Below are 18,286 nucleotides of genomic sequence, written 5' to 3'. Positions count from 1 at the left end.
TCACGGCCCCTGGTCCCATCGGTACGGAGCAATCAACGGGTTGCCTTGATTGAACGGACCACCGGCGATACAGGGGCTGGGCATCTGCCCGATGGTGCGACCCCATTGCAGCTCCAGTTCCGTAAGATCGCACTCCCAGCGTGTTCCGGTGAAGAATCCGGAGTCGATGCGGCTCAGTGTCAAGTCGAGGACCAACGTCAGATTGGCGTAGTCGCCACGCATCCAGTTGGTGAGCGTCTCCTTGGGAAATGGGAAAGTGGGCAAGAAGCTCAGCGCGCGGGTCAGTGCCGGACCGGCGTCGGCCAGCGACTCCAGCACCGGCCCAAGGTCTTTGAGTTCGTGAACCAGTGCCTCCCTGGTTTGGTTGACCGAGTCAGCGGCCAGCGCGCTGAACTTGCCCAGCTGCGCGAGGGCCTCGGCCAGGTTTTCGCGCTCGTCTCGCAGGACGGCCAGCGCATCCGGGATAGTTCGTAATGCCTTGTCTACCACCGGCTTCTGATCGGCGATCTGGCCGATGAGGTTGTTCACGCTTTCGGTAGCGGCGATGATGTCGGCCTTCTGGTCGTCGAGGTAGCCGATAGCTTGGTCGAGCTGCTCGATCAGGCTGCGCAAGTCGTCCTCGCGGCCGGCGAAGGCGGTGCTCAATGCCTCGGTGATGTCGTATATATTGCTGACCCCGCCCCCGTTGAGAAGCAGCGCCACCGCGGCCAGCGCCTGCTCGGTGCTCGGGAACCTACCCGCCGACGACAGTCGGATCAACGAGCCTTCTCCCAATTTGCCCTCGGGCGGCACGTCAGTTGGTGGAGCCAGCTCGATGTGCAGTGAACCCAGCAGGCTGGTCTGTCCGAGGTTGGCCGTCGCGTTGGCGGGCAGATCGACGTTGCCGTTCAGCTGCATCGTCACCAATGCATGCCAGCCCTGACGCTCGATCTTGGTAACCGTGCCCACATTCACATCACCAACCCGGACGCGGGAATTCGGCTCGATGTTGTCCACGTCGGGCATCTGCGCCTGAATGGTGAACGCGTGAGGACCCGTGCCCTCGACACCCGGCAGTGAAAGTGAGTTCAGCCCTCGCCAGCCGGCACAGCCGGACACCGCGGCCGCCAACACGACCAGGCCGGCCGCGATACCTGTCCACCTAGCCCGCATCATGGTCCGACTCCAGGTGGAGTCATTAGCCCGCGAAGGCCGGCAGCCGGGTCCGGCGTCAAGGGCGCTTCTTCCGCCGGCGGATGGCCGCCGCCTAGCGGGGGCGGTACCTCCGCCGGCAGCAGCGGCGACGGAATTGCCTGCGACGGAGCAGGCTGGGGCGGAATGTAATCCGGACGCAGCCAGTCCTCGCTGTAGGTCAGCTCATTCGGTCGTGTCGTGGCGCCGACGAAAACGTTCTGCGAGAGGGGCAGGAAATTGTACTGGCGGTTCTTGATGATCGGCGCCAGGTACTGCACGCACAGCTTCGCCGACTCCTCGGCGCCCAGCCGTGACGCCGCCTGAATTGCGCCGCACAGGAAGGAAATCGGATTGGCGAAGTTGTTGAGCATCGGCACGGCACTCACCGCGCCCTGGGCCGGCTGCCAGATGTTCACGTAGTTCTGCAACGTGGTGGGCGCCACGTGTAGTAATTGCTTGACGTCGTCGAGGCTGTCCGTCAGCGCCTGGGTCACTCCCGCCAACTTGTCGGAGGTGGTGCCCAGCGCTTCACGGTTGTCCGCCACGAACGTCTGAACCTCGCCGACCACGGCGCCCAGGTCCCGCACCGCGTTGGCGACCTCGTCCGGATCATCGGCGAGCAGGCCGGTCACGGTCGCCAGGTTCTGGTTGAGTTGGCGCATCACGGTGGTGCTGTCCTGCAGCGCTGACACCAGGATCGCCAGATTCTTGACGGTGGAGAAGATGTCGGTGCTGTGATCGCCGAGGGCCGTAACGGCTTGCGACAGCTTGACGATGGTGTCGCGGATGTTGGCGCCCTGGCCGCGCAGGTTGTCGGCGGCGGTGTTGATGACCGAGCCCAGGGGGCTCATGCCGCCGGGCTCGGTGGGCTGCAATTCCTTGGTCAGTTTCGCCAGCTGCGCACGGACGTCGTCCCATTCCACCGGAACCGCGGTGCGTTCCCGCGGGATAACCGTGTCGTCGGTCATCACCGGCCCACCGGTGTAGGCAGGGGTGAGTTGGATGGCGCGCGCGGTCACCAGCGTCGGCGACAGGATCGCGGCCTTCGCGTCGGCCGGCACTTTGTACTTGCTGTCGTACCAAAACGAAATCTTGACCCGTTCGGGCTGCGGTTCGATCTTGGTGATTCTGCCGACGGGCACACCGAGAATGAGAACATCGTCGCCGATGAAGACGCCGTTGCTGTTCTCGAAGTAGGCGACGACTTTTGTGCGGTTGATCGTCTCGGCGGTCCGCAGCAGCACGACCACCCCACCCGCCAACAGCAGCACCAGCACGACGCCCAGCCAGGTTCTGCCCCGGCGGATCATTGTCCGGTCTCCGGCGTGGGGGCTACCTCACCCGGCGCGGGCACCAATACCGGCGATGGTGTCGGCTGCGGGGTGGACGCCAACTCGGGAGGTGCCACGGCCGGCGGTCCCGGCGGTGGGCCGCCCGGCGGCGGGGCCGGTGGCGGCTCGCGGTAGGGATAGCGAGGGTCCCCGGGGTTGCCAGTGATCGCGTCGGGAAGAGTCAGACGCGGTTCGCCGCCTTGGCCGGTCCGTGGGTAGGGCATCGGCAGCGGCGGTGTGCCCGGCTGGCCGATCTGCGGGTCGGTGCGTTCCGATGGGAGCAGGACGTTGGGGTCCAGGCCGAGGTCGGAGAAAGCCGCGTCAATGAACGGCTGCAGGAACTGTCCCGGCAGCAGGTTGGCGACGTAGGTCTTGAAGAACGGACCGGACGACACCGATTCACCCAGCGACATCGAGTAGTCGCCGAGCAGTTTGATCGACCTCTGCAGGCGTTCCTTGCGGTTGTCGAGGATCGTCAGCACGCCGTTGAGTTTGTCGAGTGCGGGTCGCATCGTGGCGCGGTTCTCGGCGATGAGTCCCAGCAGCTGCCGGCTGAGCCCCGAGATGTTGCCGGAGATCTGATCCAGCGCGGCGCTTTGGCTTGCCAACTCGGCCAGCAGCGCGTTGGTGTTGGCGACCAGGCCGACGATCTGATCGCTGCGCTCGGCCAGGACCGTCGAGGCCTTGTTGGCGTTGGTGAGCAGGCCGCGCAGCTGCGCATCGCGCTCGTTGAGTGTCTGGGAGAACCGCGCCACCCCCTCGACCGCGATGCGCAGCTGTGGTGGGGTATCGGAGAACGTCTCCGCCAACACCCGCAGCGAGTCCGACAACTGAATGGTGTTCAGGCCGCTGATCGTGGTCGCCAGGTCGCCGAGCGCGTCGGGCAGCTGATAGGGCGACCGGGTGCGTTCGACCGGAATCGTGCCCTCCAGCTGGCCGGTGCCCTGGGACGTGACCTCGAGCATCTTCGTGCCCAGGATGCCCCTGGTCTTGATCGCCGCCTCCGAGCGGTCGCCGAGCCGGATGTTCCTTTTGACGCTGAACGTGACCAGCACCCGCGGCCCGTCCAGCTCGATAGCCGACACCTCGCCCACCTGCAAACCCGAAACTTGTACGGGCACACCGCTTGTCAGTCCACCTGCGTCGGCGAAGTAGGCCGAGTAGTCCTTGCCGGGCTTGAAGAATGGCAGCTTGTCGTACTGCAACGACCCCACCACGATGCCGGCGGTGATCGCCAGCCCGACGGCGCCGATGACGATCTGGTTGCGTTCGGTAAATGACTTCACCGCGGCGTACACCTCCCGGTGGGCTGGTCGGCGACCCTGACGTACACCGGCTGGCCGCCCTTGCCGTTAAGCTTGAGCACGATTTCGCAGAGGTAGAAACTAAAAAAGTCGCCGTAAATGCCTTGTCGTGAGAGCGCTTGATACGCATCCGGCAGCGTGTTGAGCAGGTTGTCGAAGTACTCGTGATCGGCCACCACGATTCCCGCGGTGCGGTCTGTCTCTCCGATGGTCTTCACCAGCGGTGGCCGGGCCTGCGCCAACAGGTCCGCGATGCTTGCGGCGGCGGCATTGGTGTAAGCCACGCCTTTGGTGATGTCCTCCTTGCGGGACTGGAGACCTTCCACCAGCTCGGCGACCGCGTCGACGGCTTTGCCGAACTGGTCGTTTTGGTCGCCGAGCGACCCCAGCACGACGTTGAGGTTGATGATGACCTCCCCGATCAGTTGATCCCGGTCGGCCAGCGTGGTCGTCAGCGCCGCGGTCTGTGCGAGAAACGAGTTGATCGTCGCTCCTTGGCCCTGCAGGGCCTGGATCAACTGGCCTGATAGCGCATTTACCTGATCTGGCTCCAGCGCCCGTAGCAGCGGTCGGAAACCGCCGATCAGCGCGTCCAGGTCCAGCGCCGGCGCGGTGCGCGACATCGGAATCGTGTCACCGGGCTTGAGCTTCTCGGTGCCGCCGGCACCTTCCACCAGCGCCAGGTAGCGGCCCCCGATGAGATCGTCGTAGCGGATGACGGCCCTGCTGCCCTTGGTCAGCACCACCGATCGATCGGCCGTGAAGTTGACCAGCACTGTCGTGTTGGGCTGAATTGCAACCTTTTTCACCTGGCCGACCTCGACGCCGGCGATGCGGACAAAGTCGCCGTTCTCCAGCCCGGTCACATTGTTGAACTCAGCGTTATAGCTGTTGGTTTCCTCACCGAAGCGCAGCTGCCCGAAGACCGCGAACAATCCGAATACACCGAGGAGGCAGACAATCAGGAACACGGCAAGGCGCACTGCGTCATGTATGAGCTTGGCCCTCATGGTTGTTTACCTCTGCCGGGGGAGGGTTCTCGGTGTCGGGCGATCATGGTGACGGAGCGGCCTCCCGTGGTAGCGGAGTCGGCGGTAGCGGGGTGGGCTGTACCTGCGCGGGCACCGGGACCACGAAGGGCTCGGAGCCCGGTGTCGGCCCGGGAGCCCGCGGGGCTCCCGGTGGTGGTGCTGGCGGCAGCCCGGGCCACAGTGGGGTACCGTCCGGCGCGTACAGATCCGCGCCGTAGGGCGGGGCGCCCGGATACGGGATCGGTCCGATTGCCGGGCCACCGAAGAGGTTGCGGATGCTGGGCGGTTCGGGCACCGCGCGGGTGACCGGGAAGTAGTTGGCCCACCCGGGGAATCCGATGCCGGGATTGGGCCGCCAGTCCAGTCCCGTTCCGAATCCGGTGTTTGTGACGAGGTTGCGCACCGGCCAGTTGTTGTCGACGATCGGCAGCGAACCACAGCCCGGTTTGCCGCCAGGCCCGCCCTTGGCGCCGACGATGGGCAGGTTCTGCGGATAGCGGTATGGGTCGTCGCCGAGTGCCAGGCCTACGTCCAGTACGAGCGACCTCCCGTTGCCGCCGGGCGCTTCGTAACCTCCGGCATCCAGCAGGAACTTCGCGCCCACCAGCAGACAGGTGTAGGACGGGTCGTACTTGTGGAGCAGGTTTGTCGTCGGCTCGAGCACATTGATGGCCTTGATGAGATTGGCGTGGTTCGGTGCGAGCAGGCTGATGCCGGCGTTGGAAAACCCGATGGTGGCCAGCAGCAAAGCGTCCAGTTGCGTCGAATGGCTGGTAATGGTGGTGCTGGTGGTGCTGAGCGATTCGAGCGTGGCCAGGATGTCTTGTGCCGCAACGCTATAGGTGTCGTTGAAGTCCTTCAGGGCCCGCCAGTCGGCGCGCACGGTTTCGCTGCGCGGGTTCAGCTCGAGCAGTACCTGATTGCCGTCGGTGATCGCCCGCCCGATCCGCTCGCCTTGACCGCGGACGCCCTCGGCGAGCGCGGTGAGCGCGCCGTTGAGCTTGGCGGGATCGATTTGATCCAGCACGTCGACCAAGTTCTGGAATACGGTGTTGGCCTCGGCGGTGACATTGCGCGACTTCACCACCTGACCGGCCGTCAGTCGTTTCGGACTGGGATCGCTCGGGTAGATGAGGTCGACGAACTTGGGGCCGAACACCGTGGTGGCTCGGATCTCGGCTTCGACGTTCGCCGGGATGTGCCGGATCTGGTCCGAGTCGATGTCGAGTCTTAGGGCCACTGGCGCAGGGCCCTTCCCGCCGCCGACTATCTCCGCGACCCGCCCGACCTGTACGCCACGCAGTTTGACCTTGGCGTTGGTTTCCATGACCAGACCGGAGCGGTCGGAGGTCAGCGTGACGGGGACAACGGAGCGCAGCGTGCCCATGAACAGCAGATAAGTCAGCGCGATCGAGGCGGTGAAGATCACCACCAGGATCAGCGTGTACCACGCCGGGTGCAGTCCTTCCTCTCGGTCGTCCACGGTGCTATCCCGCCAGGTGGAAGTTGCCGGATTGCCCATAAACCGCGAGCGAGATCATCACCAGCACGAACGCGGAGAAGATCAGCGAGGTGCGTACCGCACGCCCGACGGCTTCTCCTACCCCGGCCGGCCCGCCGGTTGCGGTGTAGCCGTAGTAGGTGTGCACGAGCATGATCACCAGCGATAGGGCGACACATTGAATGAACGACCAGATCAGGTCGGTGGGGTTCAGGAACGTCTTGAAGTAGTGGTCGTATACACCCGTCGCCTGGCCGTAGAGGACGGTCGTGCCGAATCGCGCGGCCCAGAACGACGCCAGCACTCCCACGCAATACAGCGGGATCACCACGAGCAATCCCGCTGTTACCCGGCTCGCGGCGAGGAAGGCGACGGTGCGGATACCCATCACCTCGAGCGCGTCAATTTCCTCGCTGATCCGCATGGCGCCGAGTTGTGCGGTGGCACCGGCGCCGATCGTGGCGGACAGCGCGATGGCGGTGGTCGCCGGCGCGATCAGGCGGACGTTGAAGAAGGCTGACGCAAATCCGGTAAGGGCCTCCACCCCGAGTTCGGAGAAGTCGCTATAGCCTTGCACTGCGACCAGTGCCCCGGTGGTCACCGTGAGGAAGCCAACGATCGCGACTGTCCCACCGATGACCATGAGCGCTCCCGCGCCCAGGCCCATCTGCGCAATGAGCCGGATCAACTCGACCCGGTAGTGGATCAGCATGTAGTGGACCGAGCGCAGGGTGCGCCCGTAGAACTTCGTTTGACGCCCGATCCGATTCCATCCCCTGACCAAGGCGTTGAGCCGGTGCCGTACGGGCCGCAACATGTGAACGGCGGAGATAGCTGTCACAGCGTCACCTTGATCGCGACGGCCGTCGCGACGATGTTGATCGCGAACAAAGCCATAAAGGTGAACACGACAGTTTCGTTCACGGCATTACCGACACCGGCCGGCCCACCGCCGACGGAGATGCCCTTGTAGCAGGCGATCATGCCGGCCGATAGCCCGAACAAGGCCGCCTTGACCAGCGCGATCACCACGTCGGGTGCACCGATGATCAGGGTCAGACCGGCCGCGAAAGCACCCGGCGAGACGTGCTGGATATAGACGCAGAAGAAGTAGGCGCCGGAGAGGCCGACGAGGATCACGGTGGCGGCCAGCGCCAGCGACACCGTGGTGGCGGCCAGCACGCGAGGAACCACAAGTGCCCGGATAGGGTCGACGCCCATCACCCGAAGCGCATCGAGTTCCTCACGAATAGTGCGAGCCCCCAGGTCGGCGCACATGGCGGTGGCGCCGGCACCGGCGACCACCAAGACCGTCACGATCGGCCCGATCTGCCGCACCGACCCGAGCGCGGCCCCGGTGCCGGAGAAGTCCGCGGCGCCGATCTCGGTCAGCAGGATGTTTTCGATGAAGGTCAGCAACACCGTGTACGGAATGGTCAACATCAGCGTCGGCAGCAGCGACACCCGCGCGACAAACCAGGATTGCGAGATGTATTCGCGCCACGCAAAGGGAGGCTGGAACATCGCCACGAACGTGTCGAGTGCCATCGAGTAAAAGCCGCCGAACGCTCGTAATGGCTTGGCGACCGTAGCGGGAGCAACCATCAGCCAGCCACTACCTGTCGGCTGGTGACTGTTGTCGCCTGCGATCTTCGCTCGCCGGGCACCGTCCCTCCGAGGCCGCTGCGCCTGTACAACCATCTATATCGATGTAAATGTGGGTGACGTTAACACTTGCGAACGCCGAAAAGCGATGCCCTTTGGACCTGTTCTTATCGACGTCGGTGTGGTCGGATCGAGGCGTCGCAGAAAGTTCGGCTCAAACCATGCGAACCGTTTGGCGAAGAAGCAGGCATCCGATGCGTAGTGAGCTACTGAGGCGCCAGTTCGATGCTGTCCGGCGGCCCGTCAAGTTTTCCGGCGTTGTTGCCCCTTCGCTCAAACGAGTGGCTATCGCCGGGTTTCTGGCAGCAATGATGAGCGCCCTTTCGCCACCGGGCTCAAGTTGGGCCGTGCCACCTCGGATGCCGGCCACACCGGAGCTGACGGCGTCGTGCACGTACCGTCTGGACCCGCCACGCCGGATTGACCTCGCGACCGGCGTCGTTGCGGTGGCGGCCGCGATGGTCACGACTAGCTGTCAAGGCGAGGCGCAGCCAGTACGGGTGACTGCCTGCATTCGGGCCGATGGCATGGGCACGCAATGCCAAACCAAAGCTGGGTGGATCGCAGCGGAGGTGCAATTTCGCCCGTGGCGTGCGGGGGTGACCTACATCTCGACAGGCACCGGTTGCGCCTTTGTCCGAAACCCGGTGTCGCAGGTGTGCACGCCGATGGGCCCGTTCTCGGTCGGTCTGTGAGCGTTCAGTGGGCCATCGGTCAGCGTCGGCTATGCGGGTGAGCCGTAGACGGCCACCACCACGGTGCGGTCGAGGCTGTTCGCTGACCAAACCCCGATCGCGGCGAATTTGCAGTCGCGCATTACGGCGAGATAGTCCGGATTGTTGTACCACTGATTTATCAGTTCGATCCCGCTAATTGCCAAGGCCGGGTTGATCGCCACTGTTTCGGCGACCTCGCCGCGAAACCCCGCGGCAGCGGCTCGATCACTCGGTGTTGATCCGTCCGATCCGATGTCGCCGTTCAACGCGCGGTTGCTCAACACGTCGTTTGTGTGCCACTCCGCCGCTAGTTGCAGGCGCGGATCGATTCGAAGGTCGTTCGTGCAACCGGCCTGGCGTTGGATGGTATAGACATTGGCCACCACGCCGTCGTTGAGTCTCTTGTTATCGGCCTGCGCCGTCGGCGCCGTGGACAGTGTCATGGCCAGCAGTACCAAGCCGGCAACTGCCGACAGCGGGTTTCGCCCTCTGGTTCGCGTCCGTCCACTTGCCATCTGGCGACCCCTTTCGCCGCTTTGCCTACCCGACGGCCTGACTGATCGGATAGGACGTCGGAAATTCGTCGGACGTGTTGAAGTCGGCTTTGTTGTCTCCAACGAGATCGGCGTAGCCCTGCCCGCGGCCACCAGAGTTGTACCCTGGGCGCACCGTTTCGTTGACCAGATGGGCAACCCCGGTCGCGTGTACTGGGGCGGACGCAATGATGGCCGCGCTGCCCACAACCGCCACAGATTGAATCGTCAGTGTCCTTGTGACATCCACCTTGTGGATCCCACCTCTTCAATTAGTGAAGCCATTTGCGTGCTCGCAGACCTCAAATGGGTTGGAATTCAGAGATCAGCCACTGGTCGCCGACCTTGTCGAGTTTCACCCGCACAGTTGACGCCATGTCGGTGGGCGCCCCGTCACCTATGACAGTGGTCTGGTCGACGAAGACGAGTACCACGGCGTGGTTCCAACTTGCGGACACAGTTGCAGCTGCAGGCACTCGCGCGACCGCCGAAATCCGTTGCTGTTTGGCGCCGGGGATGACCACATCGTTGGTCAGCTCGGTATACGAGTCGCGGAAGCTCCCGGTGAGGTGGTCGCGGGCGGCGGTTAGGTCCTTGTCGACGGTTTCGGGTTGGTACGACAACATCGCTACTGTGCCGTCTCGGGCGGCCTGCAGCGCTTGGACCCCGGCGATCTTGGAGTCACGCAACGTGTCGTACTGCCATCTCAGAAAACCGGCGGCGATTGTCAGCAGAAATGCGAGGCCGGGCAGAACGACCCAGGCCAACAAGCCCGCCCAGGTGAACCTGAGGCGCCAGCGGTTTCGGGGCGCCGACGCTGCCTCTTGCTCTTGGGCGCCGTCATCGGCTGCGGCTGATGCGTCAGTGTCCGGCTCGGGTTCAGCACCGGCCGAGGTTGACTCTTCTTCGTCGGCGCGCCGACGCTTGCTGGACACGCCGGTTGGCGGCTCAGACACAGTCTGCGCTTCTCTTGGCCCGCTGGCATGAGACAGCCTGACTTTGTGCCGCACGTCCTACGGACCTGGGCCTCGACATTGCTGACATCAATGGTGGCCACTCCATCGGCGCTATATCCCTACCTTCAGGTGTGTGCGGCCACACTATCTTGGCACAGAGGTAGCTTCCCGCGGATTCACAACGATCGACACCGACCTCTGTCGGCCGTGGTCTCCACGGCCGACAGCCACGCACCCGGTAGATCGCGGTGGGCCAGCTCGTCGAGCGCAGACTTGGCCGAGTCGATCGATCACTTGGACCGAGCCAGCTGTCTTGGGCCGGCACGAGCGGCTGGTCCGATGCCATGTCATGACGCTCTAGGCGTGAGGAGATTCTCGTCACCGAATGCGGCGATGTATTCCGCATCGCCGTATCGGGCATGGCACAGTAGTGTCCGTGCGAATAACCGTGCTCGGATGCTCCGGTAGCGTCGTGGGGCCGGATTCGCCTGCGTCGGGGTATTTGCTTCGAGCGCCGGACACGCCGCCGCTAGTCATTGATTTCGGTGGGGGTGTGCTTGGCGCGCTGCAGCGGCACATGGACCCCGCGTCGGTGCATGTGCTGCTGTCGCATCTGCACGCCGATCACTGCTTGGACATGCCGGGGTTATTCGTTTGGCGTCGCTACCACCCGTCCCGGCCCTCCGGTAAGGCGCTGCTATACGGCCCCAGCGATACGTGGTCGCGATTGGGGGCGGCGTCGTCACCCTACGGCGGGGAGATCGACGATTGCTCGGACATCTTCGATATCCGTCATTGGGTCGACGGCGAGCCGGTGGTGTTGGGCGGGATCACGGTGGTGCCGAGGGGGGTTGCGCACCCGACCGAGTCGTACGGCCTGCGGTTCACCGATACCACCGGTGCGTCGCTGGTGTACAGCGGTGACACCGGTAGCTGTGACCAGCTCGTCGAGCTGGCTCGTGGCGCTGACGTCTTCCTGTGCGAGGCGTCCTGGACACACTCGCCCAAACATCCGCCCGATCTGCATCTGTCTGGTACTGAGGCCGGGCGTGTGGCGGCGCAGGCCGGCGTTCGCGAGCTACTTCTGACCCACATTCCGCCGTGGACTTCGCGTGAGGACGTGATTAGCGAGGCCAAGGCAGAGTTCGATGGCCCGGTGCACGCGGTGGTATGCGACGAGACATTCGAAGTCCGGCGGCCTGAACGGCGCTGAGCCCCCTCCTCACCGCGCCTTGTAAGGCGCGGATCGTCGGCGGGCTAGGGCTGGATCGCCCCCGTCCTCACCGCGCCTTGTAAGGCGCGGATCGTCGGCGGGCTAGGGTTGGCGTCGTGTCCAAACGAGAAGACGGCCGGCTCGACAGCGAGCTTCGCCCGGTGGTCATCACCCGGGGTTTCACCGAAAACCCCGCGGGATCGGTGCTGATCGAATTCGGTCACACCAAGGTCCTGTGCACCGCAAGCGTCACCGAGGGCGTGCCCCGCTGGCGCAAAGGAACGGGTCTGGGGTGGCTCACCGCGGAGTACGCAATGCTGCCGTCGGCCACCCATAGTCGTTCCGACCGGGAGTCGGTGCGGGGCCGGCTCAGCGGGCGCACCCAGGAAATCAGTCGGCTCATCGGCCGGTCGCTGCGCGCCTGCATCGACCTGGCGGCGCTGGGGGAGAACACCATCGCCGTCGACTGTGACGTGTTGCAGGCCGATGGCGGCACCCGCACCGCGGCCATCACCGGCGCCTACGTGGCATTGGCCGACGCAGTGACCTACCTGTCGGCAGCGGGCAAGCTCTCCGACCCCAGGCCGTTGTCGTGCGCCATTGCCGCGGTCAGCGTCGGTGTGGTCGACGGCAGGATTCGGGTGGACCTGCCCTACGAGGAAGATTCGCGCGCCGAGGTCGACATGAACGTCGTCGCTACCGACACCGGAACCCTGGTGGAGATTCAAGGCACCGGTGAAGGCGCGACGTTCGCGCGTTCGACGCTGGACAAGCTGCTGGACATGGCCCTCGGCGCCTGCGACACACTGTTTGCCGCGCAACGCGACGCGTTGGCCCTGCCGTACCCGGGTGTGCTGCCCGAGGGACCACCACCGCAGAAGGCATTTGGCAGCTGACCCGGCTCCTGGTCGCCAGCCAACGATCGAGCCCGCAATTCGGCTATTTTTGCGGCTATGTGGAAGTACTGCGTCGCTGTCATTGCGATTCTGCTCGCTGGTTGCGGCGGACAGAGTTTCACAGGGTCCAAGGCTGCGGTAAGTGTTGCGTCTGGCGCAGACATTCGTGACGCACTCGGCAAGGCGGGGCTCAAGTGCACCGGCTACAGACCGGTAGCGACGGATGATCGCCAGTGGGGCACCGAGAGTGCTGCCGATGTCGGTGAATGCGAGCTGGAGAATGAGGACGTCCAATTAATTGTTTGGAAGGACAACGGCCAGAGCAGAAACTGGTCCGGCATGGTTAAGGCATTGGGCTGCACTGCGGGGAAGGTAATCGGCAAATCGTCGTTCGACTACGTGGACGGCGGCCTTTGGACTGTCTTCAACACATCTCAGACTCTTGCAAAGAAAGTCTCCGACGCGATCGGCGGCAAGCCAGAGCACATAGATTGCGATGGTCAGTAGCGATCGGCGTTGGAGCCCGCTCAGCGCCGCCGACTGGTACCGGTAAGCACTTACGCTGTGACAACGTGGCATCCGACAAGAGGTTTGGGAGTAACTGTTGACCCGGCTGCTGGTCGCCAGTCGCAACCGCAAAAAGCTGGCCGAGCTGCGCCGGGTACTGGACGGCGCCGGACTGTCGGGTTTGACGCTGGTGTCGCTCAATGATGTGGCGCCATTCGACGAGGCGCCGGAAACCGGTGCGACGTTCGAGGACAACGCGTTGGCCAAGGCGCGCGACGCCTTCGCCGCGAGCGGACTCGTTTGCGTGGCCGACGACTCCGGTTTGGAGGTGGCCGCGCTGGGCGGCATGCCCGGCGTGCTGTCGGCGCGGTGGTCCGGCAGTCATGGCGACGATGCCGCTAACACCGCGCTGCTGCTCGCACAGTTGTCCGACGTGCCCGACGAGCGGCGCGGCGCGGCGTTCGTGTCGGCCTGCGCGCTGGTCTCCGGATCCGGCGAAGTCGTCGTGCGCGGCGAATGGCCCGGCATGATCGCCCGCGAGCCGCGCGGTGATGGCGGATTCGGCTACGACCCCGTCTTCATTCCGCGCGACCCTGCCGTTGGCGGCCGCACCGCGGCACAGCTAAGCCCGGCGGAAAAGGACGCGCTATCCCATCGTGGCCGTGCGCTGGCTCTGCTGCTGCCCGCGCTGCGCGCGCTGGCGGCGGGCTAAAGCGCGAAGCGGGCTTTGATCTCTTTGGTCTGGAAGTGCTCGACGATGATGCCGAGCAGCGGAATTGTGCCGGCGAGTAGCACACCGGCCGTCTTGCCGAGCGGCCAGCGGACCTTAACCGCCAGGTTCAACGTCAGAAGCAGATAGGTGAAATACACCCAGCCGTGCACCACACCGATCCAGGTCGGCGGATTGTCGACCTTGACGACGTAGCGGACGACGATCTCGTAACACAGCGCGACGAGCCACACGCCCGTCGACCACGCCATGATGCGGTAGCCGAGCAGAGCGGTGCGAATCCTCTCGACGGGGAATGCGGGCGCGGCGTGCTGCGCTTCGGGCGTTTCGGGTGTGGTCATGCGGTGGTCCTGTTCTGCTTCTCGGCATCGTTGTTCGCTAGCTCGGTCAGGTAGTCGTTGTACTCCCGCAGCGCGGGATCGTCGTGCGGCTGCTGCGCCGGCTTCGGCCGCTCGGGTAGGAGTCCGGCAGGTATCTCGGTCACGGCACCGCTGTTCCGCGGTTGGGGTGGCGTCTCTTCATACCGAACGAAGTTGCGGTACGCGTAGACGCAGAACCAAGCGAACAATGGCCACTGCAGCGCATAACCGAGATTTTGGAAGGTACCCGAGGTGGACTGAAACCTCGTCCACTGCCACCAGCCAAGGGCCAGGCAGCCGCAGGCCGCGATGATCACCAGAGCGATCAGCGCCGGCCGGCGACGACGTGTACCCGACACCTTCCGACCGTACCGCGCGGTGGGCTGTCGAAGCGCCGCTGCTCCGGTGCGGCCGATGCCATCGGTGTGGGAATGCCCACCATAGGCTAGCCTTGCCTAATGCCTGGGTGTAACCTCCTTCGCCATGACCTCATCGCCGTCCACCGTCAGCAGTACGTTGCTGAGCATCCTGCGCGACGACCTCAACATTGACGTGACCCGAGTCACGCCCGACGCCAGGTTGGTCGACGACGTGGGACTGGACTCGGTGGCCTTCGCCGTCGGCATGGTGGCCATCGAGGAGAAGCTCGGAGTCGCATTGTCCGAAGAGGAGCTCCTGACTTGCGACACGGTCGGAGAGCTAGAAGCGGCGATCGCGGCCAAATACGGCAATGAGTGAACTCGCGGCCGTGCTCGCGCGGTCCATGCAGACCTCTGCCGACGACCTGATCGTCCTCGACCGCGAGACCTCGGTGTGGCGTCGGCACCCGTGGCCGGAGGTGCACGGGCTGGCCGAGAGCGTCGCGGCTTGGCTGCTAGACCGTGACCAACCCGCCGCGGTGGGTTTGGTCGGCGAGCCGACCGTCGAGTTGGTCGCCGCGATCCAGGGTGCCTGGCTTGCCGGCGCTGCCGTGTCCATCCTGCCGGGGCCGGTGCGCGGCGCCGATGACCAGCGATGGGCCGACGCGACGCTGACCCGCTTCGTCGGGATTGGGGTGCGCACCGTGTTGAGCCAGGGGGCATACCTGCCCCGTCTGCAAGCGGTGGATACCAGCGACGTGACTATCGGGGATCTCGGCATGGCGGCGCACACCAATCGGTCGGCCACACCCGTCGCCAGCGAAGGTCCCGCTGTCCTTCAGGGCACCGCGGGATCGACCGGCGCGCCCCGTACCGCCATGCTTTCGCCGGGCGCGGTGCTCAGCAACCTGCGTGGGCTCAATCAGCGCGTGGCCACCGACCCCACGGTCGACATCGGGTGCTCCTGGTTGCCGCTGTACCACGACATGGGGCTCACCTTCTTGCTCTCTGCGATGCTGGCCGGCAGGCCGCTGTGGTTGGCCCCGACGGCGGCGTTCACGGCGTCGCCGTTCCGTTGGTTGAGTTGGCTGTCGGAAAGCGGTGCCACGATGACCGCGGCACCGAACTTTGCCTACAACCTCATCGGCAAATACGCCCGGCGGGTATCCGGCGTCGACCTAGGTGCGCTGCGGGTAGCGATCAACGGTGGGGAGCCGGTTGACTGCGATGCACTCACCCGGTTCGCAGCAGCTATGGCGCCGTTCGGATTCGATGCCGGCGCCGCTGTGCCCTCCTACGGGCTCGCCGAGTCGACTTGCGCTGTGACCGTGCCGGTCCCGGGTATCGGATTGCGCGTCGACCGTGTTACCGACGGCAGCGGTGCGCTTCAGCACGCGGTTCTGGGCGACCCCATCCCCGGTATGGAGGTACGGATCTCGTGCGACGAGCGGGAATCAGGCTACGCGGGCCGCGAAATTGGCGAGATCGAGATTCGCGGCACGTCGATGATGGACGGCTACCTGGGCCAGCAGCCGATCAACCCTGACGATTGGTTTGCTACCGGCGACCTCGGCTACTTTGGCGACGGCGGCCTGGTGGTGTGCGGTCGCGCCAAGGAAGTCATCTCCATCGCAGGCCGAAACATCTTTCCGACAGAGGTCGAGCTGGTCGCGGCCCAAGTCCGCGGCGTGCGCGAAGGTGCCGTGGTCGCCTTGGGCACCGGGGAACGTTCCGCTCGCCCCGGTCTGGTCGTCGCTGCCGAATTCCGCGGGCCAAACGAGGCGGCCGCTCGCGCCGAATTGATCCAGCGCGTTGCGTCCTCGTGCGGGGTCGTCCCATCCGACGTCGTTTTCGTATCGCCTGGATCCCTACCGCGAACGTCTTCGGGGAAGTTGCGCCGGCTGGAAGTGCGGCGCTGCTTGGTAAAGGTGGACTGATGGCGACCAGCTTCGAACTCGACGACTTCCGCGCCCTGCTCTCCAAGGCGTTCGACGAGCGGGTAACTGCATGGACGGCAGAAGCTGAAGCGCAGGAGCGCTTTCCGCGTCAGTTGATCGAGCACCTGGGTGTCTGCGGCGTATTCGCTGAGAAGTGGGCTACCGACCCGCTGCCCGATGTCGGCAAACTCGTCGAACTCGCTTTCGCGTTGGGCCAGCTCGCCTCTGCCGGCATCGGCGTGGGTATCAGCTTGCATGATTCGGCAATCGCGATCTTGCGCCGGTTTGGCAAATCGGACTACTTGCGGGACATCTGCGAGCAAGCGATCCGCGGCGAAGCTGTGTTGTGCATCGGGGCCTCGGAGGAGTCCGGCGGATCCGATCTGCAGATTGTCGAGACCGAGATTCGTTCCCACGACAGCGGTTTCGAAGTCCGCGGCGTCAAGAAGTTCGTGTCGCTGTCTCCCATCGCCGACCACATCATGGTGGTGGCGCGCAGCGTCGACCACGATCCGACCAGCCGGCACGGCAATGTCGCGGTGGTGGCGGTACCGACCGCGCAAGTCAGCGTGCAGACGCCCTACCGCAAGGTCGGTGCGGGGCCGCTGGAGACCGCCGCGGTCCGCATCGACACCTGGGTACCGGCCGACGCGTTGGTCGCGCGGGCCGGCACGGGATTGGCTGCCATCAGTTGGGGGTTGGCTCATGAGCGCATGTCCATCGCCGGGCAGGTTGCCGCGTCGTGCCAGCAGGCGATCGGGATCACCCTGGCCCGCATGATGACTCGACGTCAGTTCGGCCAGACACTGTTCGAACACCAGGCGCTTCGGTTGCGGATCGCGGATCTGCAGGCGCGTGTCGATCTGCTGCGGCACGCGCTGCACGGGGTCGCGGCACAGGGCCGGTTGGACCTGCGCACGGCGGCAGCGGTCAAGGTCACCGCTGCGCGGCTCGGTGAGGAAGTGATCTCGGAGTGCATGCACATCTTCGGCGGGGCGGGCTACCTCGTCGATGAAACGCCACTCGGGAAGTGGTGGCGGGACATGAAACTCGCCCGGGTCGGCGGCGGTACCGACGAGGTGCTGTGGGAATTGGTGGCGGCGGGGATGAAGCCCGACAATGACGGTTACGCGGCCGCGGTGGGTGATTCCATAGCGTAGAGCGCCATGCGCCGGGTTGGCGTGTCGTGCTCACCGAGGAATGCGCATCCGGCCCACTCGCACAGCCGACGGGTCGTGGTGTTGCGGTGATCCGGGTCGAACATGATCCGCCGGCAACGCGGCTCCATGGCAAAGATGCTGGCCACGATCCGCGGTAACAGCAACGGGCCAAAGCCGCGGTTGACCATGGGCAAGTCCGCGATGGCCGCGTGCAGACCCAGGTCGTAGGGGTCTGCGTCATAATGACGGGAAATTAAATCCTTTGCCGCCCAATACAATTCGATATATCCGCCGTCCGTGCCACGCCAGCTTCCAATTAATGGCAACGAATAGGTTCCGTTGAGTTGCGCGTTTAGGTGTTGACGCCAGCGCGCCGCCGGCCAGTCGTACTCCCAGGCCGCCGCCAGATGCGGACGGTTCATCCACTCCGCCAGCATCTCCGCGTCCGTGGACTCGGCGACGCGCAGTGCATACGGCGGCTCAAGCGATGGGACGGGCGGCCGGGCGAGGCGTCGTACCTCGTCAGGCAGGTCGAATCGTTCCCGGGCTAGCCGAATCGGCGATTCGTCGACCTCGCCAGGGGATGGGGGTTCGGTCATCGCGCGCCGAGCTTACCGGAGGGCTCGCCACTTAGGTTAGGCATGCCATACGTGCCCCAACGTCGTGCGCACCACGGGCGGGTTTGTCCGGCGACCAAGCGGTAAGATCGCTAGGCCCGCGGGCGTGATGAAATTGGCAAACATGCCGGCTTTAGGTGCCGGTGCTCGAAAGAGTTTGAGGGTTCGAGTCCCTCCGCCCGCACCTGGTGATGGCCCTGATAGCGCGGAGAACGGCCCAAGTACCCGAGTTTGACCTATGGTAAGGCAACCCTTAGTTTGTGGGGAGAAGTTACTTGGGCCGAGGTGTGCTGCCAGA

21 protein-coding genes and 1 tRNA gene are annotated in these 18,286 nt (G+C 64.8%); 9 read left to right on the top strand and 13 right to left on the bottom strand.

The features are described 5' to 3' along the window. The 7 genes from AADZ55_RS16605 to AADZ55_RS16575 are packed head-to-tail and all read right to left on the bottom strand — an operon-like array spanning position 1 to position 7,945. Positions 1 to 1,155 (bottom strand): MCE family protein, encoded by a 1,155-nt coding sequence (locus tag AADZ55_RS16605; protein WP_085324925.1) that lies wholly within the window; start codon positions 1,153 to 1,155, stop codon positions 1 to 3. Continuing rightward, the gene (locus AADZ55_RS16600; RefSeq protein ID WP_085324926.1) at positions 1,152 to 2,483 is read right to left on the bottom strand and encodes a virulence factor Mce family protein; all 1,332 of its coding nucleotides are present in this window, start codon (positions 2,481 to 2,483) and stop codon (positions 1,152 to 1,154) included. The genes AADZ55_RS16605 and AADZ55_RS16600 overlap by 4 nt, the downstream gene beginning before the upstream one ends. Next, positions 2,480 to 3,790, bottom strand: a complete 1,311-nt coding sequence (locus AADZ55_RS16595) for a virulence factor Mce family protein (RefSeq protein ID WP_085324978.1) — start codon at positions 3,788 to 3,790, stop codon at positions 2,480 to 2,482. Before AADZ55_RS16595 ends, AADZ55_RS16600 begins: the two co-directional genes overlap by 4 nt. After that, a complete protein-coding gene (locus AADZ55_RS16590) occupies positions 3,787 to 4,818 on the bottom strand; it encodes a virulence factor Mce family protein (protein WP_085324927.1) in 1,032 nt (343 codons plus the stop codon). The genes AADZ55_RS16595 and AADZ55_RS16590 overlap by 4 nt, the downstream gene beginning before the upstream one ends. Positions 4,819 to 4,861: 43 nt before the next feature. Next, positions 4,862 to 6,322 carry an MCE family protein gene (locus AADZ55_RS16585; protein WP_085324979.1) on the bottom strand — a complete coding sequence of 487 codons (1,461 nt, stop codon included), beginning with the start codon at positions 6,320 to 6,322 and terminating at the stop codon, positions 4,862 to 4,864. A 4-nt stretch (positions 6,323 to 6,326) separates the two neighbouring features. Beyond that, a complete protein-coding gene (locus AADZ55_RS16580; protein ID WP_085324980.1) occupies positions 6,327 to 7,157 on the bottom strand; it encodes an ABC transporter permease in 831 nt (276 codons plus the stop codon). Positions 7,158 to 7,177: 20 nt separating this feature from the next. Beyond that, positions 7,178 to 7,945, bottom strand: a complete 768-nt coding sequence (locus AADZ55_RS16575) for an MlaE family ABC transporter permease (protein WP_085324981.1) — start codon at positions 7,943 to 7,945, stop codon at positions 7,178 to 7,180. Positions 7,946 to 8,352: 407 nt separating this feature from the next. On the opposite strand from AADZ55_RS16575, the gene AADZ55_RS16570 reads away from it, so the two are divergent. Next, a complete protein-coding gene (locus AADZ55_RS16570; protein WP_341286210.1) occupies positions 8,353 to 8,700 on the top strand; it encodes a toluene tolerance protein in 348 nt (115 codons plus the stop codon). A gap of 29 nt (positions 8,701 to 8,729) precedes the next feature. On the opposite strand, the gene AADZ55_RS16565 is transcribed toward AADZ55_RS16570, so the two are convergent. From AADZ55_RS16565 to AADZ55_RS16555, 3 genes are all read right to left on the bottom strand, one after another. Then, complete coding sequence (locus tag AADZ55_RS16565) at positions 8,730 to 9,164, bottom strand: CAP domain-containing protein (RefSeq protein ID WP_242670140.1); 435 nt, start codon at positions 9,162 to 9,164, stop codon at positions 8,730 to 8,732. Positions 9,165 to 9,261: 97 nt separating this feature from the next. Then, the gene (locus tag AADZ55_RS16560) at positions 9,262 to 9,471 is read right to left on the bottom strand and encodes a hypothetical protein (RefSeq protein WP_207569075.1); all 210 of its coding nucleotides are present in this window, start codon (positions 9,469 to 9,471) and stop codon (positions 9,262 to 9,264) included. Positions 9,472 to 9,556: 85 nt separating this feature from the next. Then, the gene (locus AADZ55_RS16555; RefSeq protein ID WP_085324929.1) at positions 9,557 to 10,210 is read right to left on the bottom strand and encodes a hypothetical protein; all 654 of its coding nucleotides are present in this window, start codon (positions 10,208 to 10,210) and stop codon (positions 9,557 to 9,559) included. A gap of 430 nt (positions 10,211 to 10,640) precedes the next feature. Here AADZ55_RS16555 and AADZ55_RS16550 point away from each other — a divergent pair, with 430 nt between their 5' ends. The 4 genes from AADZ55_RS16550 (at position 10,641) to AADZ55_RS16535 (ending at position 13,538) form a co-directional block, all read left to right on the top strand. Next, a complete protein-coding gene (locus tag AADZ55_RS16550) occupies positions 10,641 to 11,423 on the top strand; it encodes a cyclic nucleotide-degrading phosphodiesterase (protein WP_207569076.1) in 783 nt (260 codons plus the stop codon). A gap of 116 nt (positions 11,424 to 11,539) precedes the next feature. Further along, positions 11,540 to 12,319: a ribonuclease PH gene (rph, locus tag AADZ55_RS16545; RefSeq protein WP_085324931.1), complete on the top strand. Its 780-nt coding sequence runs from the start codon at positions 11,540 to 11,542 to the stop codon at positions 12,317 to 12,319. 57 nt (positions 12,320 to 12,376) lie between these two features. Further along, positions 12,377 to 12,826 carry a hypothetical protein gene (locus tag AADZ55_RS16540; protein ID WP_085324932.1) on the top strand — a complete coding sequence of 150 codons (450 nt, stop codon included), beginning with the start codon at positions 12,377 to 12,379 and terminating at the stop codon, positions 12,824 to 12,826. Positions 12,827 to 12,920: 94 nt separating this feature from the next. Continuing rightward, positions 12,921 to 13,538, top strand: a complete 618-nt coding sequence (locus AADZ55_RS16535; protein WP_242670145.1) for a non-canonical purine NTP pyrophosphatase — start codon at positions 12,921 to 12,923, stop codon at positions 13,536 to 13,538. Here AADZ55_RS16535 and AADZ55_RS16530 read toward each other — a convergent pair. Beyond that, positions 13,535 to 13,897 (bottom strand): DUF3817 domain-containing protein, encoded by a 363-nt coding sequence (locus tag AADZ55_RS16530; RefSeq protein WP_085324934.1) that lies wholly within the window; start codon positions 13,895 to 13,897, stop codon positions 13,535 to 13,537. The two genes, AADZ55_RS16535 and AADZ55_RS16530, sit on opposite strands and share 4 nt — an antisense overlap. Beyond that, on the bottom strand, positions 13,894 to 14,274 hold the full coding sequence (locus AADZ55_RS16525) for a hypothetical protein (RefSeq protein WP_085324935.1): 381 nt from the start codon (positions 14,272 to 14,274) through the stop codon (positions 13,894 to 13,896). Before AADZ55_RS16525 ends, AADZ55_RS16530 begins: the two co-directional genes overlap by 4 nt. Positions 14,275 to 14,398: 124 nt before the next feature. Here AADZ55_RS16525 and AADZ55_RS16520 point away from each other — a divergent pair, with 124 nt between their 5' ends. Genes AADZ55_RS16520 through mbtN form a run of 3 tightly spaced genes read left to right on the top strand, consistent with a single transcriptional unit; the run spans position 14,399 to position 17,371 of the window. Beyond that, complete coding sequence (locus AADZ55_RS16520) at positions 14,399 to 14,653, top strand: acyl carrier protein (RefSeq protein ID WP_165759374.1); 255 nt, start codon at positions 14,399 to 14,401, stop codon at positions 14,651 to 14,653. Next, positions 14,646 to 16,211 carry a long-chain-fatty acid--ACP ligase MbtM gene (mbtM, locus tag AADZ55_RS16515; RefSeq protein WP_085324937.1) on the top strand — a complete coding sequence of 522 codons (1,566 nt, stop codon included), beginning with the start codon at positions 14,646 to 14,648 and terminating at the stop codon, positions 16,209 to 16,211. Before AADZ55_RS16520 ends, mbtM begins: the two co-directional genes overlap by 8 nt. After that, the gene (mbtN, locus tag AADZ55_RS16510) at positions 16,211 to 17,371 is read left to right on the top strand and encodes a mycobactin biosynthesis acyl-ACP dehydrogenase MbtN (protein ID WP_085324938.1); all 1,161 of its coding nucleotides are present in this window, start codon (positions 16,211 to 16,213) and stop codon (positions 17,369 to 17,371) included. The genes mbtM and mbtN overlap by 1 nt, the downstream gene beginning before the upstream one ends. Here the strand turns inward: mbtN and mbtK are convergent. Then, on the bottom strand, positions 17,338 to 17,970 hold the full coding sequence (gene mbtK, locus AADZ55_RS16505; protein ID WP_085324939.1) for a lysine N-acyltransferase MbtK: 633 nt from the start codon (positions 17,968 to 17,970) through the stop codon (positions 17,338 to 17,340). The two genes, mbtN and mbtK, sit on opposite strands and share 34 nt — an antisense overlap. A gap of 118 nt (positions 17,971 to 18,088) precedes the next feature. Here mbtK and AADZ55_RS16500 point away from each other — a divergent pair. Beyond that, a tRNA-Leu gene (locus AADZ55_RS16500) sits at positions 18,089 to 18,172 on the top strand. Positions 18,173 to 18,286: the final 114 nt, after the last annotated feature.

This window comes from Mycobacterium decipiens (assembly GCF_963853665.1).
Taxonomy (GTDB): Bacteria; Actinomycetota; Actinomycetes; order Mycobacteriales; family Mycobacteriaceae; genus Mycobacterium; species Mycobacterium decipiens.
This window is presented reverse-complemented; position numbering and strand designations above follow the sequence as displayed.

Coding starts and splice junctions, on each gene's coding strand:
- AADZ55_RS16590 (WP_085324927.1), bottom strand. CDS start 4,818: ATGAGGGCCAAGCTCATACATGACGCAGTGCGCCTTGCCGTGTTCCTG.
- mbtK (WP_085324939.1), bottom strand. CDS start 17,970: ATGACCGAACCCCCATCCCCTGGCGAGGTCGACGAATCGCCGATTCGG.
- AADZ55_RS16605 (WP_085324925.1), bottom strand. CDS start 1,155: ATGATGCGGGCTAGGTGGACAGGTATCGCGGCCGGCCTGGTCGTGTTG.
- mbtN (WP_085324938.1), top strand. CDS start 16,211: ATGGCGACCAGCTTCGAACTCGACGACTTCCGCGCCCTGCTCTCCAAG.
- AADZ55_RS16580 (WP_085324980.1), bottom strand. CDS start 7,157: ATGTTGCGGCCCGTACGGCACCGGCTCAACGCCTTGGTCAGGGGATGG.
- mbtM (WP_085324937.1), top strand. CDS start 14,646: ATGAGTGAACTCGCGGCCGTGCTCGCGCGGTCCATGCAGACCTCTGCC.
- AADZ55_RS16530 (WP_085324934.1), bottom strand. CDS start 13,897: ATGACCACACCCGAAACGCCCGAAGCGCAGCACGCCGCGCCCGCATTC.
- AADZ55_RS16540 (WP_085324932.1), top strand. CDS start 12,377: ATGTGGAAGTACTGCGTCGCTGTCATTGCGATTCTGCTCGCTGGTTGC.
- AADZ55_RS16575 (WP_085324981.1), bottom strand. CDS start 7,945: ATGGTTGCTCCCGCTACGGTCGCCAAGCCATTACGAGCGTTCGGCGGC.
- AADZ55_RS16565 (WP_242670140.1), bottom strand. CDS start 9,164: ATGACACTGTCCACGGCGCCGACGGCGCAGGCCGATAACAAGAGACTC.
- AADZ55_RS16520 (WP_165759374.1), top strand. CDS start 14,399: ATGACCTCATCGCCGTCCACCGTCAGCAGTACGTTGCTGAGCATCCTG.
- AADZ55_RS16600 (WP_085324926.1), bottom strand. CDS start 2,483: ATGATCCGCCGGGGCAGAACCTGGCTGGGCGTCGTGCTGGTGCTGCTG.